General features: G+C 73.7%; 17 protein-coding genes, 1 tRNA gene and 1 other RNA gene. 11 read left to right on the top strand and 8 right to left on the bottom strand.

Annotated features, from left to right (window positions below; genetic code table 11):
* Positions 1 to 76 precede the first annotated feature (76 nt).
* The 5 genes from ACZ51S_RS10935 to ffs all read right to left on the bottom strand — a co-directional run bounded on the left by ACZ51S_RS10935 (position 77) and on the right by ffs (position 7,641).
* Complete coding sequence (locus ACZ51S_RS10935) at positions 77 to 1,546, bottom strand: N,N-dimethylformamidase beta subunit family domain-containing protein (protein WP_468475248.1); 1,470 nt, start codon at positions 1,544 to 1,546, stop codon at positions 77 to 79.
* A 273-nt stretch (positions 1,547 to 1,819) separates the two neighbouring features.
* Positions 1,820 to 3,619: a M48 family metalloprotease gene (locus ACZ51S_RS10930; protein ID WP_468960537.1), complete on the bottom strand. Its 1,800-nt coding sequence runs from the start codon at positions 3,617 to 3,619 to the stop codon at positions 1,820 to 1,822.
* A 288-nt stretch (positions 3,620 to 3,907) separates the two neighbouring features.
* Positions 3,908 to 5,161 carry a phosphoribosylamine--glycine ligase gene (purD, locus tag ACZ51S_RS10925; RefSeq protein ID WP_468475246.1) on the bottom strand — a complete coding sequence of 418 codons (1,254 nt, stop codon included), beginning with the start codon at positions 5,159 to 5,161 and terminating at the stop codon, positions 3,908 to 3,910.
* Between the two features lie 60 nt (positions 5,162 to 5,221).
* Positions 5,222 to 7,474, bottom strand: a complete 2,253-nt coding sequence (locus ACZ51S_RS10920; protein ID WP_468960535.1) for a DNA polymerase III subunit gamma and tau — start codon at positions 7,472 to 7,474, stop codon at positions 5,222 to 5,224.
* Positions 7,475 to 7,542: 68 nt separating this feature from the next.
* Positions 7,543 to 7,641, bottom strand: an RNA gene (ffs, locus tag ACZ51S_RS10915) — signal recognition particle sRNA small type.
* 119 nt (positions 7,642 to 7,760) lie between these two features.
* Here ffs and ACZ51S_RS10910 point away from each other — a divergent pair.
* The 5 genes from ACZ51S_RS10910 to ACZ51S_RS10890 all read left to right on the top strand — a co-directional run bounded on the left by ACZ51S_RS10910 (position 7,761) and on the right by ACZ51S_RS10890 (position 12,499).
* Positions 7,761 to 7,845, top strand: a tRNA-Ser gene (locus tag ACZ51S_RS10910).
* A 460-nt stretch (positions 7,846 to 8,305) separates the two neighbouring features.
* Positions 8,306 to 8,521: a type II toxin-antitoxin system VapB family antitoxin gene (locus ACZ51S_RS10905; protein WP_028797722.1), complete on the top strand. Its 216-nt coding sequence runs from the start codon at positions 8,306 to 8,308 to the stop codon at positions 8,519 to 8,521.
* The gene (locus ACZ51S_RS10900; protein WP_468960533.1) at positions 8,518 to 8,940 is read left to right on the top strand and encodes a PIN domain-containing protein; all 423 of its coding nucleotides are present in this window, start codon (positions 8,518 to 8,520) and stop codon (positions 8,938 to 8,940) included. Before ACZ51S_RS10905 ends, ACZ51S_RS10900 begins: the two co-directional genes overlap by 4 nt.
* 639 nt (positions 8,941 to 9,579) lie before the next feature.
* Complete coding sequence (locus tag ACZ51S_RS10895; protein WP_468960531.1) at positions 9,580 to 11,397, top strand: TnsA endonuclease N-terminal domain-containing protein; 1,818 nt, start codon at positions 9,580 to 9,582, stop codon at positions 11,395 to 11,397.
* A 208-nt stretch (positions 11,398 to 11,605) separates the two neighbouring features.
* A complete protein-coding gene (locus ACZ51S_RS10890; protein ID WP_468960529.1) occupies positions 11,606 to 12,499 on the top strand; it encodes a phosphorothioated DNA-binding restriction endonuclease in 894 nt (297 codons plus the stop codon).
* 36 nt (positions 12,500 to 12,535) lie between these two features.
* Here the strand turns inward: ACZ51S_RS10890 and ACZ51S_RS10885 are convergent, their stop codons facing one another.
* Positions 12,536 to 15,124, bottom strand: a complete 2,589-nt coding sequence (locus ACZ51S_RS10885) for an AAA family ATPase (RefSeq protein WP_468475241.1) — start codon at positions 15,122 to 15,124, stop codon at positions 12,536 to 12,538.
* A gap of 212 nt (positions 15,125 to 15,336) precedes the next feature.
* Between ACZ51S_RS10885 and ACZ51S_RS10880 the strand changes: the two genes are divergently transcribed.
* The 4 genes from ACZ51S_RS10880 (at position 15,337) to ACZ51S_RS10865 (ending at position 18,130) form a co-directional block, all read left to right on the top strand.
* Complete coding sequence (locus ACZ51S_RS10880; protein ID WP_468960526.1) at positions 15,337 to 15,888, top strand: NAD(P)H-dependent oxidoreductase; 552 nt, start codon at positions 15,337 to 15,339, stop codon at positions 15,886 to 15,888.
* 78 nt (positions 15,889 to 15,966) lie between these two features.
* Positions 15,967 to 16,410 (top strand): luciferase domain-containing protein, encoded by a 444-nt coding sequence (locus tag ACZ51S_RS10875; protein WP_388932445.1) that lies wholly within the window; start codon positions 15,967 to 15,969, stop codon positions 16,408 to 16,410.
* Between the two features lie 455 nt (positions 16,411 to 16,865).
* Positions 16,866 to 17,708, top strand: a complete 843-nt coding sequence (locus ACZ51S_RS10870) for an NAD(P)H-binding protein (RefSeq protein ID WP_468475239.1) — start codon at positions 16,866 to 16,868, stop codon at positions 17,706 to 17,708.
* A gap of 125 nt (positions 17,709 to 17,833) precedes the next feature.
* Entirely contained in the window at positions 17,834 to 18,130 is a 297-nt protein-coding gene (locus tag ACZ51S_RS10865; RefSeq protein WP_468801583.1) for a hypothetical protein, read from the top strand.
* A 32-nt stretch (positions 18,131 to 18,162) separates the two neighbouring features.
* On the opposite strand, the gene ACZ51S_RS10860 is transcribed toward ACZ51S_RS10865, so the two are convergent.
* Positions 18,163 to 19,011, bottom strand: coding sequence for a phosphotransferase (locus ACZ51S_RS10860; RefSeq protein WP_468475237.1), 849 nt, complete (start codon positions 19,009 to 19,011; stop codon positions 18,163 to 18,165).
* A 366-nt stretch (positions 19,012 to 19,377) separates the two neighbouring features.
* On the opposite strand from ACZ51S_RS10860, the gene ACZ51S_RS10855 reads away from it, so the two are divergent.
* The gene (locus ACZ51S_RS10855; protein ID WP_468475236.1) at positions 19,378 to 20,400 is read left to right on the top strand and encodes a helix-turn-helix domain-containing protein; all 1,023 of its coding nucleotides are present in this window, start codon (positions 19,378 to 19,380) and stop codon (positions 20,398 to 20,400) included.
* Positions 20,401 to 20,431: 31 nt separating this feature from the next.
* Here ACZ51S_RS10855 and ACZ51S_RS10850 read toward each other — a convergent pair whose 3' ends face one another.
* Positions 20,432 to 21,244 carry a VOC family protein gene (locus ACZ51S_RS10850; protein WP_468475235.1) on the bottom strand — a complete coding sequence of 271 codons (813 nt, stop codon included), beginning with the start codon at positions 21,242 to 21,244 and terminating at the stop codon, positions 20,432 to 20,434.
* 139 nt (positions 21,245 to 21,383) lie between these two features.
* On the opposite strand from ACZ51S_RS10850, the gene ACZ51S_RS10845 reads away from it, so the two are divergent.
* Positions 21,384 to 21,968 carry an HhH-GPD-type base excision DNA repair protein gene (locus tag ACZ51S_RS10845; protein WP_388932461.1) on the top strand — a complete coding sequence of 195 codons (585 nt, stop codon included), beginning with the start codon at positions 21,384 to 21,386 and terminating at the stop codon, positions 21,966 to 21,968.
* Positions 21,969 to 21,978: the final 10 nt, after the last annotated feature.

The raw sequence follows: 21,978 nt of genomic DNA, 5'->3' as shown, positions 1-21,978 counted from the left end.
GGGGTCTCCCTGTGGTTCTGTACGAGCGCGCCCCCATTCTCCCGTACGGGCCCCCGTGCACCGGTCAGGGGGTCGCTCAGTCCCGCTTGCAGATCCGGTCGAGGAGGTTGGCCGTGGCCCGCTGGACCCGCTCGTCCACGTGCCCCGGGCGGTCGAGCGCCGGGGACCAGGCGAAGGTGCCGGACGCGAAGACCAGCGCCCCGCTCGGGGCCCGGTACAGGGAGGTCTCCTGGTGCCGCTTGGCCCCTTCGCCGTCGAGGTAGGGGGAGTGCGCGAGCAGGATCCGGTCCTGGTGCTCGGGGAGCTGGACGCGCGGGAAGTAGCGGTCGGCCTCGCCCGCCACCATCCCGTCCAGCTCGTCGTTCTCGGCGGCGCCGGTGGAGTCCCAGAGCCAGTGGGAGGCGTTGCGGACGATCAGCGGCGCGGGCTCGGGGACCCGGCCCGCGTACTGGATGCCGAGCAGCTGCTGTTCGGGGCGGTCGATCTCGCGCCACAGGCTGGGGCGGCCGGGGCCGCGGCGTTTTCGGCAGGTCAGGAGCCGGTCCTCGACGCCGGAGGGCGACGGGGACAGCTCGACCTGCCAGTACATGGTGTTGGCGGAGAGGAAGACGAGGGAGGTGCCGTGGTCGCGGGCGCGCTCGACGGTGCGGCGCATGGGGACCGACCAGTACTCGTCGTGGCCGGGGAAGACCAGGCCCCGGTAGCGGGTCGGGTCGATGCGGCCGGCGTGCAGGTCGCGGGTGTCGGCGTAGGCGAGGTCGTAGCCGTAGCGCTCGGCCCAGCGGATGAAGTCGTAGGCGTGGCCGACGTGCAGGGGGAGGCCGGCGCCCGCGTAGGGGCGGTCGAAGGACACGGTGGTGGCGGCGTCGCGCTCGCCGAGGAGCCGGCCCTGCTCGTCCCAGGCGTGGTAGAGGCTGGCGCCGGTGCGGCCGTCCTCGGGGTAGAGGTTGTAGGCCTGCCAGGTGATGTCCGGTAGCAGGAGCAGGAGATCGGCGGGGTGGTCGTCGCGGACCGTGAAGGGGATGTGGGAGCGGTAGCCGTCGGCGGTGGTGAGGACGGCCACGTACGCGCCGATGCTCCAGTACGAGGGGACCTGGAGGCGCCAGGAGAGCCACCAGTGGTGGCAGGAGACGGTGCGGTCGGCGGTGAGCGGGGGCGGCTGGACGATGCCGGACAGCCGGGGGCTGGTGGTGATCTTGGAGGCGCCGTCCCCGCCGTAGTGGCCGATCCGGTAGACGTCGACGGAGAACTGCTGGGGCGGGTCGACCGTGATGTGGAAGTCGATGGCCTCGCCGGGGGCGACGGCTCCGGTGGAGGCGAAGCCCTTGATCTGCCGGTGGACGTCGTCGGCGGTGCGGGGGCCGCCGCGGGGGTTCTGGCCGGGGACGGCGAGCGCCGGGCCCACGTACCAGGGCACGACCTGCCCGGTGTCGTCGAAGTACACCTCGCTGCCCCGGAACCAGGGCAGGGGCCCCTGGCCGAAGGGGTCGTTCACCGCGTGCGCGAGCGCGCCCGACTCCCAGCGCCGGATCTGGTCCGCACCCATACCGTTCCCCTCCCTCATCCCCCGAACGTGTGCTCCCGTCGGTGCGCGGCGGGTTTTCGGACACCCATCCGCGACCGGTCCCAAGCACATCACATAACGCACTCACTCCGTCACCGTTCGTCGTGAATTGACGTGACCGGAACGTAGCGCGCCGCTCGGGACGCGCCGGGCGCCGTGCGCGCCGGGGCGGTGCGGGGGTGGCGGTGACCGTGCGGGCCGGGGCGGGGGTGGCGGTGACCGTGCGGGCCGGGGCGGGGCGGGGGTGGCGGTGGGTCAGAGGAGGCGGACGGGCTTCTCGGGGGGTACGCCCAGTTCGTCGAGCCAGTCGCGCAGGGGCTCCGGGTCCCCGTCCTCCACGAGGGAGAGCACCCGGGGGGCGAGGTCCGCGCGGCGCTCGCCGCCGACGAGCAGTACGGGCCCGTCCAGCCAGTCCAGGCCGGGGCCCGCGCCGGCCGAGTCCACGGCGGCGCAGCACACCAGGGCGGTGACGTGGTCCGCCAGCAGGTCGCGGCCGCTGCGCGGGGGCTGGAGGGGGAACAGCGGCAGCGTGTCCGCGCCGCCGCGCGGCCGGGGGCTCCCGGCTCCGGCGGCACGTTCCTCCCGGGCCAGGTCGCCGCTGAGCCGCCCGGCGAGGGCGTCTCCGGCAGCGCCGTCCCCCGAGGGGTCGGTGAGGTAGCCGAGGATCCGCTCCAGCGTCGGCCCGCCCGGGGACGCCGGTTCGCCGAGGGCGGCCCGGTCGGCGGCCGTGGTGGAGGCCGTGGCGGGGCCGGCGGGTTGGCCGGGGCCGGCGCTCGCGGACCCTGGGGCTCCGGCCTGGGCGGGGGCTCCCGTGGTCACCGGGACCGGCTTCCCCGGCGGCCGGGAGCGGTCCGGCCGGGCCGGAGCGGCCGCGGACGGTGCCGGGCCGGCCGGGACCGACAGGGCGTCCAGGGCGGCGTGCAGGCGGGCCGCCTCGGTACGCCACTTCCGGTCCACGACCTCCCGCGGGTAGGCCGCCCAGTCCACCGGCGCCCAGTCGGGTCCCGCCTCGGCGGGGCCGCCGTGGAACAGCCGGGCCGCCAGCAGGGAGGCGGCCTCGTCGACCACTCCCGGCTGCTCCAGCAGGTCGCAGGCGGGGCGCTCGCCGAGCCGCGAGGTGAACCCCTCGGCCAGCCGGTCCCGCCGGGACAGTTCGGTCAGGGCGGAGACCACCCCGACGTCGAGGTGCGCCGGCCAGCGGCCCATCCGCCAGGCCGGCAGCGCGACCCGGGTCAGCAGCCGGTCCCAGCCCGCGTAGGCGAGACCGACCTGCTCCTGGGCGGCGATGCGCAGCGCGTAGTCCACGTCCTGTGCGCGGTCGGAGGCGGCCGCGGCCACCCCGCGCTCCATCTCGGCGGCGTCCGTCCGGCACAGCCGCAGCAGCAGCCGGGCCGGGCGGGCGATCCACCCCAGCCCGCGCCTGCCGCCCACGTCCACCGCCGCGTCGAGCCCCCGTACGAAGCCGCGCGCGTCGGCTATGTCCGGGTGCGCGGAGGGACCCGTACCGGCGACGACGGGCGCGAGGACGGCCCGTAGCTCCGCGACCCTCATCCACCACAGGAACGGCGAGCCGATCACCAGCACGGGGGCCGCGCCGGGCTCGGACTCCGGGCCGGTGCCTATGCCGGACCGGCGGTGGGCCGCATGGGTGCGGTCCTCCAGCCAGCTGTCGCAGTCCGGGGTCAGCGCTATCGCCGAGGGCGCCGGGACGTCCATCCGGTCGGCGAGGTCCCGCACGAGCCGGTAGAGATCGGGGGCGGCGGCCTCGGGCAGTGGCACCGTCGGGGTCACGGCGGGACCCGCGCGCAGCACCACCGCGCCGAATATCCCGCCCGCCAGCAGCACCAGCGCGGCCACCGCGCAGACGGCCAGGGTCACCGCCGGCCAGGGGTCCCCGGCCAGCCGGCCCGTCATGCGGGCGGCGAGGAGCACCACCGCGACGGCGGCGGGCAGCAGCACGACGGCCATGGCTCTGCTGCGGACCCGCAGCACGGCGAGGGCCCGCGACCGCGCGGACGGCGCGCCCACTTCTGCGTTCGAACCGGTTCCGGACACGACCGGACCTCACCCCCTCTGCCCTGCGGCGGCTTTGCTCACTCCCCCACTGTGACACCCGCCACTGACATCGCAATGCCGGTGGGCCATGTGCCGGAATGCTTGCGCCGCACCCTAGTTGGGGCGGGCGCGGCAGTCAGGCACTCCGGGGGACGATCACCCGATGGAATGGCTTTGGGTAAAGGTGGGTGCGTTCGAAGGCGGCTGGATGCAGTCGCACGCGCATACACGCGCGGGCCCGGTGCGCGTCTTCGCGCCCCCGGGCCCGCCTCGTGACAGCCGTGCTGGTCAGCGGCCTTCGGCCGCCTTGGCGGCGATGTCCGTGCGGTGCTGCGAGCCGTCCAGCCTGATCCGTCCGACGGCCTTATACGCCTTCTCGCGCGCCTGCGCCAGATCGGAACCGGTCGCCGTCACCGAGAGCACGCGGCCGCCCGCGCTGACCACCGCGTCGCCCTCGCGCCGGGTCCCGGCGTGCAGCACGTACGCGTCGGGCGCGTCCTGCGCGGCCACCTCGTCGAGGCCCTCGATCGGGTCACCGGTGCGCGGGGTGTCCGGGTAGTTGTGCGAGGCGATGACCACGGTGACGGCCGCGTCGTCGCTCCAGTTCAGCGGCGGGAGGGCGTTCAGGGTGCCGTTCGCGGCGTTCAGCAGCACGCCCGCCAGCGGGGTGCGCAGCCGGGCCAGGACCACCTGGGTCTCGGGGTCGCCGAAGCGGGCGTTGAACTCGATGACGCGGGTGCCGCGGCTGGTGATGGCCAGACCCGCGTAGAGGAGCCCGGAGAAGGGGGTGCCGCGGCGGCGGAGCTCGTCGACGGTCGGCTGGAGGACCAGTTCCATGACCTCGTCGACCAGCTTCGGGTCGGCCCACGGGAGCGGCGAGTACGCGCCCATGCCGCCGGTGTTGGGGCCCTCGTCGCCGTCGAGCGCGCGCTTGAAGTCCTGCGCGGGCTGGAGGGGCAGCACGGTGACGCCGTCGGTGATGGCGAAGAGGGAGACCTCGGGGCCGTCGAGGTACTCCTCGATGACGACCCGCTCGCAGGCCAGCGCGTGGGCGCGGGCGGCGGCCCGGTCCTCGGTGACCACGACGCCCTTGCCGGCGGCCAGGCCGTCGTCCTTGACCACGTACGGGGCGCCGAAGGCGTCGAGGGCCGCGTCGACCTCCTCGGCGGTGGTGCAGACGTAGCTGCGCGCGGTCGGCACCCCGGCCGCGGCCATCACGTCCTTGGCGAAGGCCTTGGAACCCTCCAGCTGCGCGGCCTCCGCGGACGGGCCGAAGACCGGGATGCCGGCCGCGCGGACGGCGTCCGCGACACCGGCGACCAGGGGCGCCTCCGGTCCGACGACGACCAGGCCGGCGCCGAGTTCGGTGGCGAGGGCGGCGACCGCGGCGCCGTCGAGGGCGTCCACCGGACGCAGCTCGGCCACCTCGGCGATCCCGGCGTTGCCGGGGGCGCAGTACAGCGCGGAGACGTCGGGGTCGAGGGACAGAGAGCGGCACAGGGCGTGTTCGCGGGCGCCGCCGCCGATGACGAGGACCTTCACGCCGCCCAGGGTAGCCCGGACGGCGCGGCCGGTTTCGTGCGGCCACCCAATCAGCAGGGGCTACTCATTCGTGTATTCCTCCACAACGGTCGCTCCGAGCTCGCGCACGATCAGCTCGTGTCCGGTCAGGGCGCTGTCCACGAGGTCCGGGTCGTCCTCCTCGGGTACGTCGTCCTCGGGGGCGACCGGCGGGGGCGCCTGCTGTACGGGCGGCCGCGGCGCGGAAGCCTGCTGCTGGGGCGGCGGCTGGTGGGCGGGGGCCTGCGGCTGCTGGGGCGGCGCCTGGGCCGGCCGGTCCTGGGGGGCGGGGGGCGGGCTGTAGGCGGGGGCGGCCGGGGCGGAGTAGGAGGAGTACGAGGAGGGCGCGGCCGGGGCCGCGCCGCCCCCGCCCACCACGGCGTCGATCTTCCAGTTGACCTGGAACTGCTCGGCCAGGACCGCCTTCAGGACATCCTCGCTGCCGCTGCTCGCGAAGTTGTCGCGGGCTCCGGCGTTGGGGAAGCCGAGCTGGAGGGTGGTGCCGTCGAAGCCGGTGACCTGGGCGTTCTGGCTGAGCAGGATCCAGGTGAAGCGCCGGCGGTTCTTGACGGCCTCCAGGACGCCGGGCCACATCGCCTGGACCTGCCCGACTCCGGCGGCCATGTCGGCGGAGGGCGCGGCGGCCGTCGGCGCGGAGGCGGAGGCCGCGGGGGCGGAGGCGGGGGCGGGGGCAGGGGCGGGGGTGGCCGGTGCCGGTGTGCCGCTGTCGGGCACGGCGGCGCTGGGCCACGCCCCGGCGGCGGGGGTCACGGGGGCGGCCGGGGCGGGGGCGGCCGGGGCGGCGGCCCCGGGCCAGGCACCGCGCGCGGGCGCGCCGCTGCCGGGCTGCGCGGCCCCGGGCCAGGCGCCGGGCGCCTGCGCGGGGGCGGCAGCCGGGGCGGGGGCCTGCACGGCGGCCGGGGCGGCAGCCGGAGCCGGGGCGGGAGCCTGCGCGGGCGGGGCCTCCGCTGCGGCCTCCGGCCCGGGACCCCGTACGGCGGCACGCGCGGCGGCGACCCCGCCGCCGGGCCCGGCCGGGGCCATGGCGTGCGCCTCGGGCCCGGGCACGTACCCCATGGCGGGCGCCGCGACGGGCGCGACGGCGGCCACGGGCGGCGCGGCGAAGGCGGCGGGGGGCCCGCTGCGCTCCAGCCGGTCGAGCCGGGCCTGGAAGGAGCGCTCGTCGTCGAAGGCAGCCGGCAGCAGCACCCGGGCGCAGATCAGCTCCAGCTGCAGCCGGGGCGAGGTGGCACCCCGCATCTCGGTGAGCCCGGCGTTGACCAGGTCGGCGGCACGGCTGAGCTCGGCGGCCCCGAACACCGACGCCTGGGCCTGCATCCGCTCCACGACATCGGCGGGGGCGTCGATCAGCCCCTTCTCCCCGGCGTCGGGCACGGCGGCCAGGATCACCAGGTCGCGCAGCCGCTCGAGCAGGTCGGCGACGAACCGGCGCGGGTCGTTCCCGCCCTCCACCACCCGGTCCACGACCTCGAAGGCGGCGGCCCCGTCCCCGGCGGCGAAGGCGTCCACGACGGAATCGAGCAGCGATCCCTCCGTATAGCCGAGCAGGGAGGTGGCCATGGCATACGTCACACCCTCCTCGCCGGCACCGGCGAGGAGCTGGTCCATGACGGACATGGAGTCACGCACCGACCCGGCGCCGGCGCGCACGACGAGCGGCAGCACCCCGTCCTCGACCCGCGCCCCCTCGCGCCCGCAGACCTCGCCGAGGTACTCGCGCAGCGTCCCCGGCGGCACGAGCCGGAAGGGGTAGTGGTGCGTCCTGGACCGGATCGTCCCGATGACCTTCTCGGGCTCGGTGGTCGCGAAGATGAACTTGAGGTGCTCCGGCGGCTCCTCGACCACCTTCAGCAGGGCGTTGAAGCCCGCCGAGGTGACCATGTGGGCCTCGTCGATGATGTAGATCTTGTACCGGCTCGACGCCGGCCCAAAGAATGCCTTCTCGCGCAGGTCACGGGCGTCGTCCACACCACCGTGCGAGGCGGCGTCGATCTCGATCACGTCGATCGATCCCGGCCCGTTGCGGGCCAGGTCACGACAGGACTGGCACTCCCCGCAGGGGTCGGGGGTCGGGCCCTGCTCGCAGTTCAGACACCGGGCGAGGATGCGGGCGCTGGTCGTCTTTCCACAGCCGCGCGGGCCGCTGAACAGGTACGCGTGGTTGACCCGGTTGTTCCGCAGGGCCTGCATCAGCGGGGCAGTGACATGCTCCTGCCCGATGACCTCGGAGAACGACTCGGGGCGATAGCGGCGGTACAGCGCAAGGGACGACACGTCTACGAGGTTATCCGGGCCCACCGACAACAGCGGCCCGCCGACGCCCCCGGACCGCCCGCCCGAGAACGCAAAGCGCCCCCCACGCACCCGCCAGAGCCCACTTACCCTTGCTGCCTTCCGGCCCTGGGGGAGTTGGGTGAGATAGCGCCACGTGAGGGGCTGCCCCCCACCCTAGCGGATACGACCCCCCGGAATCGAGCCGGTCCCCCGGCCGATCCGGATCCGGACCACCGATCCGGATCGTGTTCGCGAGCACCCCTCAACGTCTTGTATTGTTTGCGGCGGAGGATTCGCCTAGAGGCCTAGGGCGCACGCTTGGAAAGCGTGTTGGGGGCAACCCCTCACGAGTTCGAATCTCGTATCCTCCGCAGCCGCCTGAACAGGCGAAACGAAGAGCCGGACCGCTGATTGCGGTCCGGCTCTTCGCCGTGCCCTGGTTGCAGTTCGGGTTGCATTTATATCCGACATAAGGCGCATTCCAACAGTCTCGCGCCGAGTCGGGAGCGCTCCACGCTCGCAATGCCGATACGAGCCCGGAACAGGCGCTCGCGGCACGAGGGGCAGGCGTCGCATCCCGTGGAGCCGCGGACCACGAGGGAGCCGACCGGCCGCGGCTCACGCCCGACCGACGAACACCCGGGCGCTCCACCCTTCCGCACCGAGCGGACTCCGACACCCCCACCCGGACAGAGTGCAGCCCGTTCACACCCCTCCGGCCTCCACCCGAGCCGCTGCGGACACCCGACAGCCGCGAGGAAGAGAACGCAGCACAGCGATGAACTATCGGAGGTATACTTTTCTCCATACTTGATATCAAGGAGGTGTACCATGAGTCGTACGGTGATCGACCTCGATGACGAGCTGGTCGCGGACGTGGCCAAGGCTCTGGGGACCAGCACCAAGAAGGAGACGGTCAACACCGCCCTGCGCGAGGTGCTGGAGAGCAGGCGGCGCGCGCTGGCCCTGACCCGCCTGCGCGCCGCGGCCGACGAGGGCGCATTCGATCTGACGCTCTTCGAGGACAAGCGGAACTACCGACGGTGAACGCAGCGCTCTACCTGATCGACACCAGCGCCCTCGCCCGCTTTATGCGGGGCGACGCGGAGCAGTACGGCTGGGACCAGGCGGCAGCCGCCGGCCTGATCGCCACGTGCCCCATCACGGAGCTGGAGTTCTTCTACAGCGCCCGGTCGGCAGCCGACCGGGCGCGCGGCATTGAGGACATGCGACTGCTCTTGGGCTGGGTTCCCGTCGACGACCGCGCCTACGGCCGCGCCTGGCAGGTCCAGGAGGCCCTCACCAAGCAAGGCAAGCACCGCAGCGCAGGTGCGGTCGACCTCGTCGTCGCAGCGACTGCCGAGCTGCAGGGGCTCACCCTCCTGCACTGTGACCACGACTTCGACTGCATCGCCGCAGTAACCGGCCAGCCCGTTCAGTGGTACGGCCCTGAGGGCCGTAAGTAGCCGAGCAGTAGTTGCAGTTCTGGTTGCATTCACCTCCGTCCGGGGCCGTCCACACGAAGGCCAGGAGAACGCTCCGTCGCAGGCCAGGATGGGTACAGCCCCCACCGGACCCCCGTACGAACATTTGGAAAGCGTGTTGGGGGCAACCCCTCACGAGTTCGAATCTCGTATCCTCCGCACTCGCCCGCCAGGGCAAACGAAGGACCCGACCGCATCGCGGCCGGGTCCTTCGTCGTTCGTGGGCTCAGTTGCCTCCGGAACCCCAGCTCCCACGCTGGGCAGCCCAAGGCCGCAGAGGCGGCCCGCTCGACCGGCGTGACGGCGTGCGGTTCCGGGACCGCCGCGGATGGCGGTGGGGCTGTAGCGACTGCCTCGGCGTGAAGCTCGGCACTCCTTGATCAGTCACGCTTCCCTGGTCTCGATTCTGGTCGTTGGTGCGGAGGGGCATACTGCCCGCACAGTCGCGGAATCGGGGGGTGGCGAGTGCAGGAGCAGGTATCCGAATCAAGGCGCGGTCGAGCGTGGCGTGAGGCAGAGGACGCCCGGCTTGTCGACAGCGTGCGGGAGGGAGTCTCTCTGCAAGGGCTTGCCGAGCGGCACGGGCGTACGACAGGTGCCATCCGTGCGCGCTTGGCTCGGATGGTTCCCGAACCGGCCGCAGATGAGCCGCTGGGATGGTTACGGGCTCGGCTGGCCGTCGACCCCACGTACTCGTGGCAGAGCGTTCTGGACGACCGCCGCCAGGAGCGGCGCGAGCGTCCGGGACGTAACGACCGCGTCCCCACCCCTGCCGAACAGCGGAGTGAGGCAGATGGTGCCGAGGTGCTGGCTGATTGGGAGGAGGCGACCGGTCACGTTCTTCGTCCCGAACGCCGCGACGTCTTCCTCGCTCGCACAGTGGTGCACGATCTGGCGGCGGTGACCTCCGACGTGCGACGAGCGGCAGCCCGGCGGTTGTGGCAGGCCGACACCCGACTGCTGCTGGACGAGTGGCTGCTGGAATGCGTGTGTCCAGGTGCCGTGGGTTTGACGGCCGACTGGAACCGCGTCGCCGAGCGGGACGCGGACGTGCTGCTGGTGTTGCGTGAGCTGCTTGCCGCCGCCGTGGGAGAGATCGTCGAGGAACGAGACCGGGAGGTCCTTTCCCGGCGCCTCGGTCTGCACGACCAGTCGGCTGACACGCTGGAGAAGATCGCCGAAGCCCTCGGCGTATCCCGAGAACGGGTTCGTCAGCTGCAGACACGGGCCATCCGCAGCATGGGCCGCACCGTCGGCCCGGCGTCGCGGAAGATGCGCGCGGTGCTGGCAGAGCTGAGCTGCGTGGACCGTGTGCCACCGAGCCCGGGGCCGACGGCAGCGGAACGGCTGCTCGACTTGGCCGACGCGCTGCTTCCCTCGGTGGCGCCGCGACAAGCGGCGCCACTGCTGGCCCGTCTGGCCGGCGCCGACAAGGTGCGTGCGGAGAACCTTGCCGCCGAGGCCGCCACGGTGCGCATGTTGCGCCACGAGGCCACTCGTCGCGAAACAGCGCGGCAGGGGCGCGTCGACCGCGCTGCCCGGCGCTGGGATGCGCTGTCCGCTGACGTGAACTGGTTCGGGAAGGCTGAGCCGGCGCCGGCGCGTGAAGAGCTGGAGGTGCTCAGGGAGAAGGGCGGCAGGGGGGACTTCGGGAAGTGGCACTGCCCGAAGCTGGGCCGGGAGGTGGCGTACGAGTCGGACACGGAACTACGGGTGATCCAGCTGCTCAGCTTCGCCCCTCAGGTCGCGTACTACCAGGAACAGCCTCTTGCGATCAGCTACCGGTTCGCCGGGCGGCAGCGCACCTACTACCCGGATCTGCTCATGGCCACGGTCGACGGCCAGTGCATCCTCATCGAGGTGAAGCCGCTCTACGAGATGGCGATGGCCGTCAACGTCGCCAAATACCGTGCGGTCGAAGCCTTCTGCCGCGACCGGGGCTGGGGACTCATCGCCACCGACGGGAACCGCACACTCAGGCTCCTTGAGAACCGATCCGTCGACCCCCGAGTGGACACCGCGCTGACCGCAGCACTGAAGGCGCACGGCGAACTGACATGGCCCCAGGTACGTGCCGCACTGGGCGATCTGGAGGTGGACTCTCTGACCATGTCTGCCCTGATCTTGAAGCGTGGCTGGTCGTGGTCCATCCGCCCGTATCGCCTTCGGATGCGCGATCCTGCCACCCCTCTTGCTCCTCTGGAGTCGGATGACCCCGGCTCATTGATCGATCTCCTGGATTCCCCGGAGGTCGCTGCCACACCCGCAGCAGGCGTTGTCATTCCTTCTCCGTACGAGATCGAAGCCATGCGCACACCTGCAGGTGGCTGGACCAGGGACCAGCTCTCCGCTTGGGGCGTCCCCTGGCCCCCGCCGAAGGGGTGGCGAAAGCGGCTCGAAAGCGAGTGGAAGGCCGAGCAGCGGAAACCCGCCAGGTGAATCAGTCTGGGCAGAGCCCCGCCCTGTCTCGGTTCTGGTCTCAGTCGGCCCCGTCCGGCGCTTTCCGGATGGGGCCGTCACGAACGCTCCGCCGCAGGTCAGGGTCCGACCGCTCAGCGGTCGGACCCTTCGTCGTGCACGCGGTCTCAGCATTGGTCTCACTACGCCCGGATCGGTGTTTCGCGCGGCCCCCATACGATCACTCGTCATGGACTGGCTGGAGCGGACCGCGAAGTTGAGGCAGTGGACCAGGGGCGGGGCACGCGCTCCGCACAAGCCTCTGCTCTTCCTCTACGCCCTCGGCCGCTTCCAGCAGGACGCCGACGGCGAGCTGCGTTACAGCGCGGTGGAGGAGGACCTCAAGCGGCTGCTGGCCGAGTACGGCCCGTCCAACCAGACGACGCCCGCCTACCCCTTCCACCATCTGGTCAGCGACGGTGTGTGGGAGGTGCGCACCAGCCGCGGACCCGGCAGTCCCGGCAGCGGGGTGAGGGAACTGCGGGCTGCCGGGGCCGCGGGGCGGCTGGTGCCAGAGCTGCGGGCGGCGCTGCGGCGGGAGCCGTCGTTGCTCGAACGGATGGCACGCGTACTGCTCGACCTGCACTTCCCGCCTTCCCTCCACGGCGAACTGTGCGAAGCGATCGGACTGGAGCTGGAGCCGGCGGAAACCGGACGGCTCTCGACGGTGCCGAGGCAGCGGGACCGGCGGATGCGGGAGCTGGTGTTGACGGCCTACGAGTACCAGTGCGCCTTCTGCGGCTACGACGGACGGATCGGGACGGCGCCGGTCGGGCTGGAGGCCGCACACGTGCACTGGTGGGCGTTCGGTGGCCCCGACGAGGTCGACAACGGGCTGTGCCTGTGTTCGCTGCACCACAAGCTGTTCGACAAGGGAGTCCTCGGTGTCGGCGGCGGCCACCGCATCCTCGTCTCGCAGCGCTTCGTCGGCCACAGCCCAGCGGCCCGCCAGCACGTCATGGCGCTCGCGGGCCGGCCGCTCATCGGCCCTCAACCCGGCACCCGCCCCGTCGCCGCGGCCCACCGGTCCTGGCACACCAGCCAGGTCTTCCAGGGCGTCCCGCGTCCCGCCGCTGACCATTGACCCCCGGGTAGCCGGACTTTTCGCGCCCCCCGGCCGTCAGTCCAGGTTCAGGCGGGCCAGTTCCGTGCGGGAGCGGATGCCCAGCTTCGGGTAGGCCTTGTACAGGTGGTGCTCCACCGTGCGCGGGCTCAGGAAGAGAAGGGCGGCCACCTCGCGGCTGCTGCGGCCCTCCGCCGCCAGGCGGACCACCTGGAGCTCCTGCGGGGTGAGGCGGTCGGCGAGGGCGCGGGCGGTGGGGACGGCCGGGGTGGCGGACTCGCCCGCGGCGCGGAGTTCGGCGCGGGTGCGGTCGGCCCAGGGGGTGGCCTGCAGGCGCTCGAAGATCTCCAGGGCTTCGTGCAGGCGGGCCCGGGCCTCCGCCTGGCGGCGGGCGCGGCGCAGCCACTCGCCGTGGACCAGCAGGGTGCGGGCGGCCTCGAAGGGGCGCCCGCTCTTCCCGTGGAGCGCTTCGGCCTCCGCGTACGCGTCCTCCCGTCCCGTCAGCTGCGCCTCGCAGCGCAGCGCGAGGGCCCGGGCCCAGGGCTGGCCCCCGGCCTCCGCCCAGGACACCAGGCGCTGCCACGGGAGCCGGGCGCGTTCGGGGGCACCGAGGCGTACCGCGGCCTCGACGAGGTCGCCGGTCGCGGCCACCAGGGCCGTCATGTAGTGGGCCGGGCGGGTCCACGCCGACTCCAGGCGGACCAGGGCGTCCTCGTAGCGGCCCAGGCCCAGGTCGAGCAGGCCGAGCAGGCAGGCGACCGCGATCCCGCCGTCGACCGGCCCCCCGGCCACGGGCCGGCAGCGCTCGGGGTCTCCCTCGATCGCGGCGATCCGGGCGAGGGCCACGTCCAGGCGGCCGATGCGCTGGGGCATGCCGCAGTCCTCGGCGACGGCCCGGGCCTCGGCCACCGAGGCCTCCGCGTCGCGGTGCCGGCCCTGGATGACCTGGAGCCTGGCCAGCATCTGGAGGGCCTCCGGGAGTCCGCCGACCAGGCCGGCGCGGCGCCTGCGGGCCACTTCGGCGACGACCAGTTCCTCCGTCCGGCCGTCATCGCCGAGCAGGGCCGCGGCGTAGACGGGACGCATGCCCGGTCCGCCCTCGGCGACGGCCTCGGCGAGGGCGGCGAGACCGGCGCGGTGGTCGCCGTCCACCAGCCCGGCCATGCCCTGGACGGTGTGGTCGCCGGGGAGGAGCCCGGCGCAGGCGCGCACGGAGTCGGCGTCGCCGGAGAACCACGCGTACGTCGCCGCGGTGCGCAGCATCGACGCCGCCGGCCCGGGCTCGGCCTCCGGGGCGCCGGCGACGAGGAGGCGCGCCGCGGCGGCCTGGTCTCCGCGTTCGAACTCCACGGCGGCGCGGACCTCGGCGAGGGCCGCCCGGTCCGTTCCGGTGGTGGCGAGCGGGCCGGCCTGTTCGGCCAGGACTCCGGCCAGGCGCAGGTCCCCGGCGCCCACCGCCGCGGCGGCCGCGCGGCGCAGCATGCGTCCGCGGTCCGGCAGGGAGGTGGTGAGGGCCGCGGCACGCTGGTAGAGGTCGCAGGCGATGGCGGGGGCGGCCCGGTCCCGGGCGCGGTCCGCCGCCCGGGCGACTTCCGCGGCGACCGAGGCGTCCGGTCCGAGGGCGGCCAGCGCCAGGTGGCGGGCGCGGGCGTCCGAGTCCGCGGCCAGGCCGGCCAGCTCGCGGTGTACGCGGGACCGCTGGACGGAGGCGGCGCTCTGGTAGGCGGCGGCGCGGATCAGCGGGTGCCGGAAGGCCGGCTGGACGCCGTCGATCCGGAGCAGCCCCGACCGTTCCGCCGCCTCCAGCGCCTGCGGCCCGTTGCCGCCCAGCGCGTCGACGGCGGCCAGTACGGAGGCCAGGTCGCGGCTGCTGTCGGCGGCGGCGGTGAGCAGCAGCAGCCGGACGTCGGAGGGGAGTTCGGCGATCGTGTCGCGGAACGAGGCGAGCACCCGGTCGGTGACGTGCCGGCCGGCGGAGGGCCCTGAGGTGCGGTCGCTCCGGCCGAACTCCAGGAGTGCGAGAGGGTTTCCGTCCGCGTCCTCGAGGACCTGTTCGCGTCGCGGGGCGGGCAGCCGGTACCGGTCGAGCACTTTCGCGGCGGCCTGCCGGTCCAGGCGGGGGAGGAAGAGTTCCGGGAGACCGCGCGCGTCGAACCCTTCCTCCCGCGCGGCGAAGACGAGCGCCACCGGCTCGGCGTCGAGCCGGCGGGCCGCGAACAGCAGGGCGTCCGCGCTGCTCTGGTCCAGCCACTGGGCATCGTCGACCACGCAGAGGACCGGGCCGGACTCGGCGAGGTGGGCGAGCAGGGTGAGCAGCGCGAGCCCGGTGGTGTACCGGTCCGCGGGGACGGCGGAACCGCCGAGTACGGTACGCAGCGCCTCCGCCTGCGGGCCGGACAGCCGCGCGACCACGTCCTGCAAGGGCCACAGCAGTTGGAGCATGGCGGCGCCGACGAGGTCGCGTTCCGCCTCGCAGCCGGTCACCCGCAGCACCGTGTGCAACGGCGCCTCCGAGACGCGGTCCAGCAGGGCGGACTTGCCGATGCCCGCCTCCCCGCGCAGGACGAGCGCGCCTCCGCGCCCCTCGCGCGCCGCGTCGAGCAGTGCGTCCAGCGCCGCTTCCTCGGTCTGCCGTCCGTAGAGCATGTGCCGCTTCCCCCCTCGCTGCTCGCGCCGCCCCTGACGGGCTTACGTAGGCACCGGCTTACGCAGCACTGACTTGCGTAACCGCCGGCTTACGTAGCCGCTGCCAGAAACCTTACTGATCCGGCCGGTAGCCGCCCCTGCCTACTGTCGGGAGCAGCTTCGCGGTACCCGCCGCGGCCTCCCCCTCAGGTCTCTCAGCAAGGAGTCCGACCATGACCGTGCGTGTCCTCGCCCTCGTCGGCAGCCTCCGGGCCGGCTCGCACAACCGGCAGCTGGCCGAGGCGGCCGTCAAGCACGCACCCGAGCACGTCTCCGTCGAGATCCACGCCGGTCTGGCGGAAATCCCCTTCTACAACGAGGACATCGACGTCGCGGGCGCCGTACCGGGCCCGGCGGCGGCCCTGCGGGAGGCGGTGGCCGGGGCGGACGCGCTGCTGTTCGTCTCGCCCGAGTACAACGGCACCATCCCCGCCGTGCTGAAGAACGCGATCGACTGGCTGTCCCGTCCGTACGGGACGGGCGCGATCACTGGCAAGCCGGTCGCCGTCATCGGTACCTCCCTGGGCAGTTACGGAGGGGTCTGGGCCCAGGACGAGACCCGCAAGTCCGCCGGTATCGCCGGCGCCGCCGTGCTCGAACAGGCGCGGCTCGCCCTCCCCCGCTCCCTCACCCGCTTCGCCGACACCCACCCCGGCGACGACAGCGAAGTCGTCACCGGAATCCTCCAGGTCCTCGACCAGCTCGCCGCCAAGGCGACCGTCTGAAACGTCCGGGCTGACGTACCGCAGCTCCGTCGGGCATTCACGCTGCGGCCGGGTCACCGGCCGGAAAGGAACACCGCCATGCTCATCCTGACTCCCCGTGAAGGCGCCGCGCCGAGGGTCTTCGGACCGGCTCCGCACGGCCAGGGCTCCCAGATCTCCCCGATCATGCTGCAGGAGGAGCTGTGGGAGCGGATGCGCGCGCTGCCGTACGTCTACATGGCGCCCACGCTGGTCTCGGTGCCGCACGCCCGTTCCCTCTTCATCCCCGAGGGCATCGGCACGGGCCCGGTGGAGGCCTTCCAGCGGGGCCGTGAGTGGGCGCACATCCACCCCCACCACGACGGCTCGCTGCACCTGACGCTGCCGCGGGACGCCGAGGCCGACGTCATCGCCGCGGGCTGGGGCGTGCACCACCCGGCGCAGCCGGTGACGCTCATCTACGGGCCCAGGACCGCGGAGGAGCTGGAGACCGTCTGGAAGATCGTCCAGTTCTCCTACCGGTACGCGGTCGGCGCGAAGTGAAGCCCCCCGGCCCGGCCGGCCGTCGGAGCCGGCGAGGCCGCCCGGTCGTGGGGCGGGGCGGAACGCGCCGGCTTCGCTGAGCGGCCGGGTCCCCAGGCAGTGTCCGCCCCCGCGCGGTGGACACTGCCTGTTCCCGTGCGGCGCTCCCGGGGCCCGGCGCTCGCGCCGGCGCGGGGCCTGCCGGGAGGCGACGTACGCCGGCATCAGGCGTACGGGGCCGGGGCGTTCGCTCCCCCGGCCGGCGGTGGCGTACGCGAAGCCGAGCGCCGGTGACGGCGGAGCGGGCGCCGTCCCGCGCGGCCTCACGGCCTCGCGGCCTCACGGCCTCCAGGTCCAGGTCGAGGACCAGGGTCCGGCCGAGGTCCTTGGTGGGAGACCGGGTTCTCGACTCTCAAGGAATTCCGTCGGACCGGGCCGCACCCTCACGACCGGCGGCCAACGAACCGGAGCACCCCATGACCATCCTCACCACCGGCGCCCGCGGCAAGGTCGGCCGGGCCGTCCTCGAACGCCTGCACTCCGCCGGTCTCACCGTCCGCGCGGCCAGCGCCTGTCCCGCCGAACTGACCGTCCCGGCCGGCGTGGGGACGTACAAGCTGGCCCTCGACCGGCCTGAGACCTTCGCCGCCGCGCTGGACGGCGTGCGGCAGGTCTTCCTCTACCCCGAGCCCGCCGGCATCCAGGAACTGGTCGCGGCCGCCGAGGCCGCCGGCGTCGAACACGTCGTACTGCTGTCCTCGTCCTCGGTGCTCGGCCCGGACGCCGAGAACGACCCGCTCGCCGGCCACAGCCTCACGGTCGAGCGGGCCCTCGCCGCCTCCACCCTGACCTGCACCTTCCTGCGCCCGGACGCCTTCGCCAGCAACTCCTTCGGCTGGGCGTACTCCATCGGCCGGTCGCTGCCGGTCGAGCTCGCCTACCCCGACGCGCACATCGCGCCCATCCACCCCGAGGACATCGCCGACATCGCCGTGGAGGCCCTCACCGGCGACTCCCTCACCGGCCGCCGGCTCACCCTGACCGGCGGCGAGTCGCTGACCTTCCGCCGCCAGCTCGCGATCCTCGCCGACGCCATCGGCCGCGAGATCACCGTCGCGCACATCACCCGCGCCGAGGCCGAGCGGCGGATGGCCGCCCACATGCCCGCGCCGATGGTCTCCTCGCTCCTCGACCTGTGGGAGGCCGCGAACCGCGGCCCCGCGCCCATCGCCGACACCACCGAGACCCTCCTCGGACGCCCCGCCCGCACCTTCGGGCAGTGGGCCCGCGAGAACGCCGCCGCCTTCACCGGCCGCTGAGCCGGGGCGGCGGCGCGGTCGCCCTCACGCGCCCCCGCTTCACCACCACACGCCGTATCACGGAACGTAACCTTCCCTTACCTTCGGTCATGACAGCTGGTCAGGCGAGCGGAACGAGGCGGGCGATGGCGATGCGAAGGACGGCGAGGCTGCTGGGGGCGTGCGCGGCGACCGCGGTACTGGCGCTGGCGGCCCCCGGCACGGCACAGGCGGCCCAGGGGGTCCTGTACGTCGACGGCGTCCGGTACGACGACCCGAGCGGCTGCTTCCCGCTGGGGGACTTCGTCCCCTCGGAGGTCGCCAACTTCACCGACGGGGTGGCCTGGGTGTGGGACGGCCCGCACTGCGACGGCCGGGTGGTGCACGCGGTCCACCCGGGCCGGATCGCCATCGGGCACGGCCTGAGCCTCTACATCGAGTGAACGGCGGGCCCCGCCCCCGACCCCGGTACCGGTCAGCCCCGCACCACGCGCCCGAGCGCCGCTCGGCCCGCCGGACCCCAGGTCCGCTTGCCGCCGGGCAGGCCCCGCTCCCACGCCCGGCCGATCTCGACGAGGCCGAGGCCCCGGAGGAGCGCCCACCCCCGGGCGCGCCGGACCGTCGCGGCGTCCACCTCCCCGTACGCGGCGAAGAAACGTGACACCGAGGCCCCGGGGAGCAGCAGCCATGCCGCCGCCAGGTCCGCCGCCGGATCTCCGGCGCACAGCTCGCCGAAGTCGACCACGCCCGCGAGCGTGCCGTCCGAGACGACGACGTTCGCCGGATGGAGGTCGCCGTGCAGCCAGACCGGCGGGCCGCCCCACGCGGGGGCCGCTACCGCCGCGTCCCAGACCGCCCGGAGCCGCCTGCCGGTGGCGGGGGCCGGGAACGTGCCGAGCGGCACGCCACGGCCCGGATTCGCGGGGGCGCCGTCGGGCGCGGGCCGGTGGAGGGCCCGCAGGAAGGCCGCCAGCCGGTCGGCGGCGTCGTGACCCCGGCTGATCGGGACCCGGTCGGCGGGGTCGCCGGGGACCCAGGCGGCGACGGTCCAGGGCCTCGGGAAGAGCCCGGACGGCTCGCCGGCGCGCAAGGGCACCGGCACCGGGAGCGGCAGGTGCGGGGCCAGTACGGGCAGCCACGCGCGCTCCTTCAGGAGCAGCCCCGGAGCGCGCTCCGTACGCGGGACCCGCGCGGCCAGCCCGTCGCCGAGGCGCCACAGCTGGTTGTCCCAGCCATCGGCCACCGGGCGGATCTCCAGGGCGGCGAGGTCCGGATGCTGTTCGCGCAGCAGCGCCCGTAAGAGGCGCTCGTCGATCCCGTCCATGGTCCGCTCCCCGGCTCCCGTTCCGTACGCGGGGACTCCTCCCGCCCCTCACCCTCAGGACGTACGCGGGCCGCCGCGCGGTTGACGGGCTTCCGGCCCGGGCACCGGCTCGCGGTTATCCGGGGGTCGGCGGGGCCGTACGTTTCTTTTGCTACGCAGTACCGGGGGAAAACACCTTGCCCAACCCACCCAGCCCTCCCCGCAGAGGCCGCCTCACTCACACGGGTGAACAAGTCCAACTCGGCTGGATTTGGCACCGGTTGCCGGGCATATGCTCGCCCCGACCACCCCAGACATGAAGCGGCCCCCGCCGGGACGGCAATCCCGAACGAGGGCCTCACCAAGCAGGAAGTAACCGGCTTCCCCATGGCTCTCAAGCACACTAGCGTGCGCATGCGCGCGGCGTACGGCGTTCATCACTCCAACGTCCGTCACACGTCCCGGTACACCGTCATCGGGAACCACCTGCTCCAGAACCCCGAACTCTCGCTGACCGCCCGGGGCCTCGGCGCGTACATCCAGTCGCTGCCGCCCGGAACGCCCATCAGCATCAAAGAGCTGGTCAAGCGGGTGCCGGAGGGGGAGGTCCGGATCGCGGCGGCGCTGCGCGAGCTGGAGGCGCTCGGCTACCTGGAGCGGGTCCGGGAGCAGCTGCCGAACGGCCGGTTCGTCACCCGTACGGTGTCCTACAACCACCCCAAGGCCGCCGCCATGGCCCGCGCCGAGCGGCCGACGGCCTCCCAGCCGAAGCCCGCACCGGAACCCGAGCCCCAGCCCGCGCCCGTCGCGGAACCCGAGCCCGAGCCCATCGCGGAGCCGGAACCGGAACAGCAGCCCGAAGCCGCACCGCAGCCCGAGCCCGCACAGCCCGAGCCCGCACCGCATCCGCAGCCGCTCCCGGAGCCAGAGCCGCAGCCCGATGCCGCCCCCGCCCCCGCCCCCGCCCCCGAGGTCCCGTCGGCCGATCCGCCCGTGGACGACGGCCCCTCCCCCGCCCGCAAGGCCGCCATGGCCCTGCTCGCCGAGCTGCGCCGCGTCGACCACCGCCTGCTGCTCGGCCAGCGGGACATCGAGCGGCTCTCCTGGAAGGCCGAGGTCTGGACGGAGCGCGGGGCGAGCAAGGAGGCCGTGATCGCCGTTCTGACGGCGAACATCCCCGACTCGGTCCGCAACCCGGCCGGACTGATCGCCCACCGCCTCTCCGTCCAGGAACCCCCGGCCCTGGCACCCCTCTTCCGCAAGGCCGCATACGTCCCGCCCGACCCCTTCCAGAGCTGCGACACCTGCGACCGGGCCTTCCGCAGCCCCACCCCCGGCACCTGCGGCCCCTGCACCGGCGAGATCACCGTCGGCACGGCGGCGCGGTGGAGCCCCACCCCCTGGGACTGAACCGAAGGCCGGACCGTACGGCCGTGCCGGGTCAGCCGAACTCCGGCATCTCCCCGACCGTCGTGGACAGGTCGATCACCGCGAACGCCGCGCCCTGCGGGTCGGTGAGCGCCGCGAAGCGGCCGAAGGGGCTGTCCATCGGCCCGAAGTGCAGCTGCCCGCCGTGCTTCCTGGTCTTCTCGACCGCCTCGTCGCAGTTCGGCACGGCGAAGTAGACCTGCACGTACGACGGGATCTCCGGCGGGAAGTCCTCGCCCATCCGCATGCGGCCCAGCACCGGGTTCCGCGGGCCGCCGATGCTGAAGACCTTGAAGTCCATCCCGGCCGTCTCCGGGTCGTCACCGGCCTCCATCTGCTGGGACTCGTACGGGAAGACCTTCGACAGGAACTCGTCCGCCGCGTCGGGATCCCGGGTGAAGACCTCCGCCCAGGCGTACGCGCCGGGCTCGCCGAGCTTCTCGAAGCCCTTGTGCTCGCCGGGCTGCCAGACGCCGAAGACCGCGCCGCTCGGCTCCCGGGCGATCGCCATCGTGCCGAAGGAGCCGACCTGCATCGTCTCCATCACCAGCGTCCCGCCCGCCGCCTTGATCTTGTCGGCGGTGGCGGCGGCGTCCCGCGAGGCGAAGTACAGACACCACTGCGAGGGCGCGTCACCACCCGGCATCGGCGGCACCACGGCCGCGACCGCCTTGCCGTCGGAATACGCCTGCGTGTAATTGCCGTACTCGCTGCTGGCCTCGCCGAAGGTCCAGCCCAGCACGTCGCCGTAGAACTGCTTGGCGGCCTCCACATCGGTGAACATCGCGTCCACCCAGCACGGGGCGCCTTCCGGGAACTCAGCCATGGTCGATCGACTCCTGTGTCGTCTGTCGTCCAGTACGCATGCTTGCCCTGTCGATCCCACGCTAGGCGGGGGGTCTGACAATCGCGCGGTGACCGCGTGCCGCCCGCACTGCCGGGCGGTCCCGGGGGAGGCTGGGGGCATGGACGACATCACCATCCGGCTCGCGCAGCAGCCCGAGGCCGACGCCCTGCTCGCGCGCAGCCCGCTGGCCGCGCTGACCGGCATGCTCCTCGACCAGCAGGTGCCGATGGAGTGGGCGTTCTCGGGGCCGTGGACCATCGCCCAGCGGCTCGGCACCGACGACCTCGACGCGCACGCCATCGCCGCCCACGACCCCGAGGCCTTCGCCGCGCTGCTGTCGCAGAAGCCCGCCGTGCACCGCTATCCGGGGTCCATGGCCAAGCGCATCCAGCAGCTGTGCGCGTACCTGGTGGAGCACTACGGCGGCGACGCGTCCGCCGTCTGGGCCGACGCCGCCACGGGTGCGGAACTGCTGGCCCGGCTGAAGGCGCTGCCGGGCTTCGGGGAGCAGAAGGCGCAGATCTTCCTGGCCCTGCTGGGCAAGCGGTTCGGGGTGCGCCCGAAGGGCTGGCGCGAGGCCGCCGGCGGCTACGGCCTGCCGGGGGTCCACCGCTCGGCGGCCGACATCACGGGCCCGGAGTCACTGGCGAAGGTCCGCGAGTACAAGCAGGCCCAGAAGGCCGCCAAGCGCTCCCCGTCCTGACGCGCGGGGC

It is taken from the genome of Streptomyces sp. NPDC034043, assembly GCF_055575675.1.
Note: the sequence above shows the minus strand (reverse complement) of the source record. Positions and strands in the feature narration are given on the sequence as shown.

Coding starts and splice junctions, on each gene's coding strand:
- ACZ51S_RS10895 (WP_468960531.1), top strand. CDS start 9,580: ATGGTTCCCGAACCGGCCGCAGATGAGCCGCTGGGATGGTTACGGGCT.
- ACZ51S_RS10860 (WP_468475237.1), bottom strand. CDS start 19,011: ATGGACGGGATCGACGAGCGCCTCTTACGGGCGCTGCTGCGCGAACAG.
- ACZ51S_RS10875 (WP_388932445.1), top strand. CDS start 15,967: ATGCTCATCCTGACTCCCCGTGAAGGCGCCGCGCCGAGGGTCTTCGGA.
- ACZ51S_RS10865 (WP_468801583.1), top strand. CDS start 17,834: ATGGCGATGCGAAGGACGGCGAGGCTGCTGGGGGCGTGCGCGGCGACC.
- ACZ51S_RS10845 (WP_388932461.1), top strand. CDS start 21,384: ATGGACGACATCACCATCCGGCTCGCGCAGCAGCCCGAGGCCGACGCC.
- ACZ51S_RS10855 (WP_468475236.1), top strand. CDS start 19,378: ATGGCTCTCAAGCACACTAGCGTGCGCATGCGCGCGGCGTACGGCGTT.
- ACZ51S_RS10935 (WP_468475248.1), bottom strand. CDS start 1,546: ATGGGTGCGGACCAGATCCGGCGCTGGGAGTCGGGCGCGCTCGCGCAC.
- ACZ51S_RS10870 (WP_468475239.1), top strand. CDS start 16,866: ATGACCATCCTCACCACCGGCGCCCGCGGCAAGGTCGGCCGGGCCGTC.
- ACZ51S_RS10890 (WP_468960529.1), top strand. CDS start 11,606: ATGGACTGGCTGGAGCGGACCGCGAAGTTGAGGCAGTGGACCAGGGGC.
- ACZ51S_RS10850 (WP_468475235.1), bottom strand. CDS start 21,244: ATGGCTGAGTTCCCGGAAGGCGCCCCGTGCTGGGTGGACGCGATGTTC.
- ACZ51S_RS10880 (WP_468960526.1), top strand. CDS start 15,337: ATGACCGTGCGTGTCCTCGCCCTCGTCGGCAGCCTCCGGGCCGGCTCG.
- ACZ51S_RS10885 (WP_468475241.1), bottom strand. CDS start 15,124: ATGCTCTACGGACGGCAGACCGAGGAAGCGGCGCTGGACGCACTGCTC.
- ACZ51S_RS10905 (WP_028797722.1), top strand. CDS start 8,306: ATGAGTCGTACGGTGATCGACCTCGATGACGAGCTGGTCGCGGACGTG.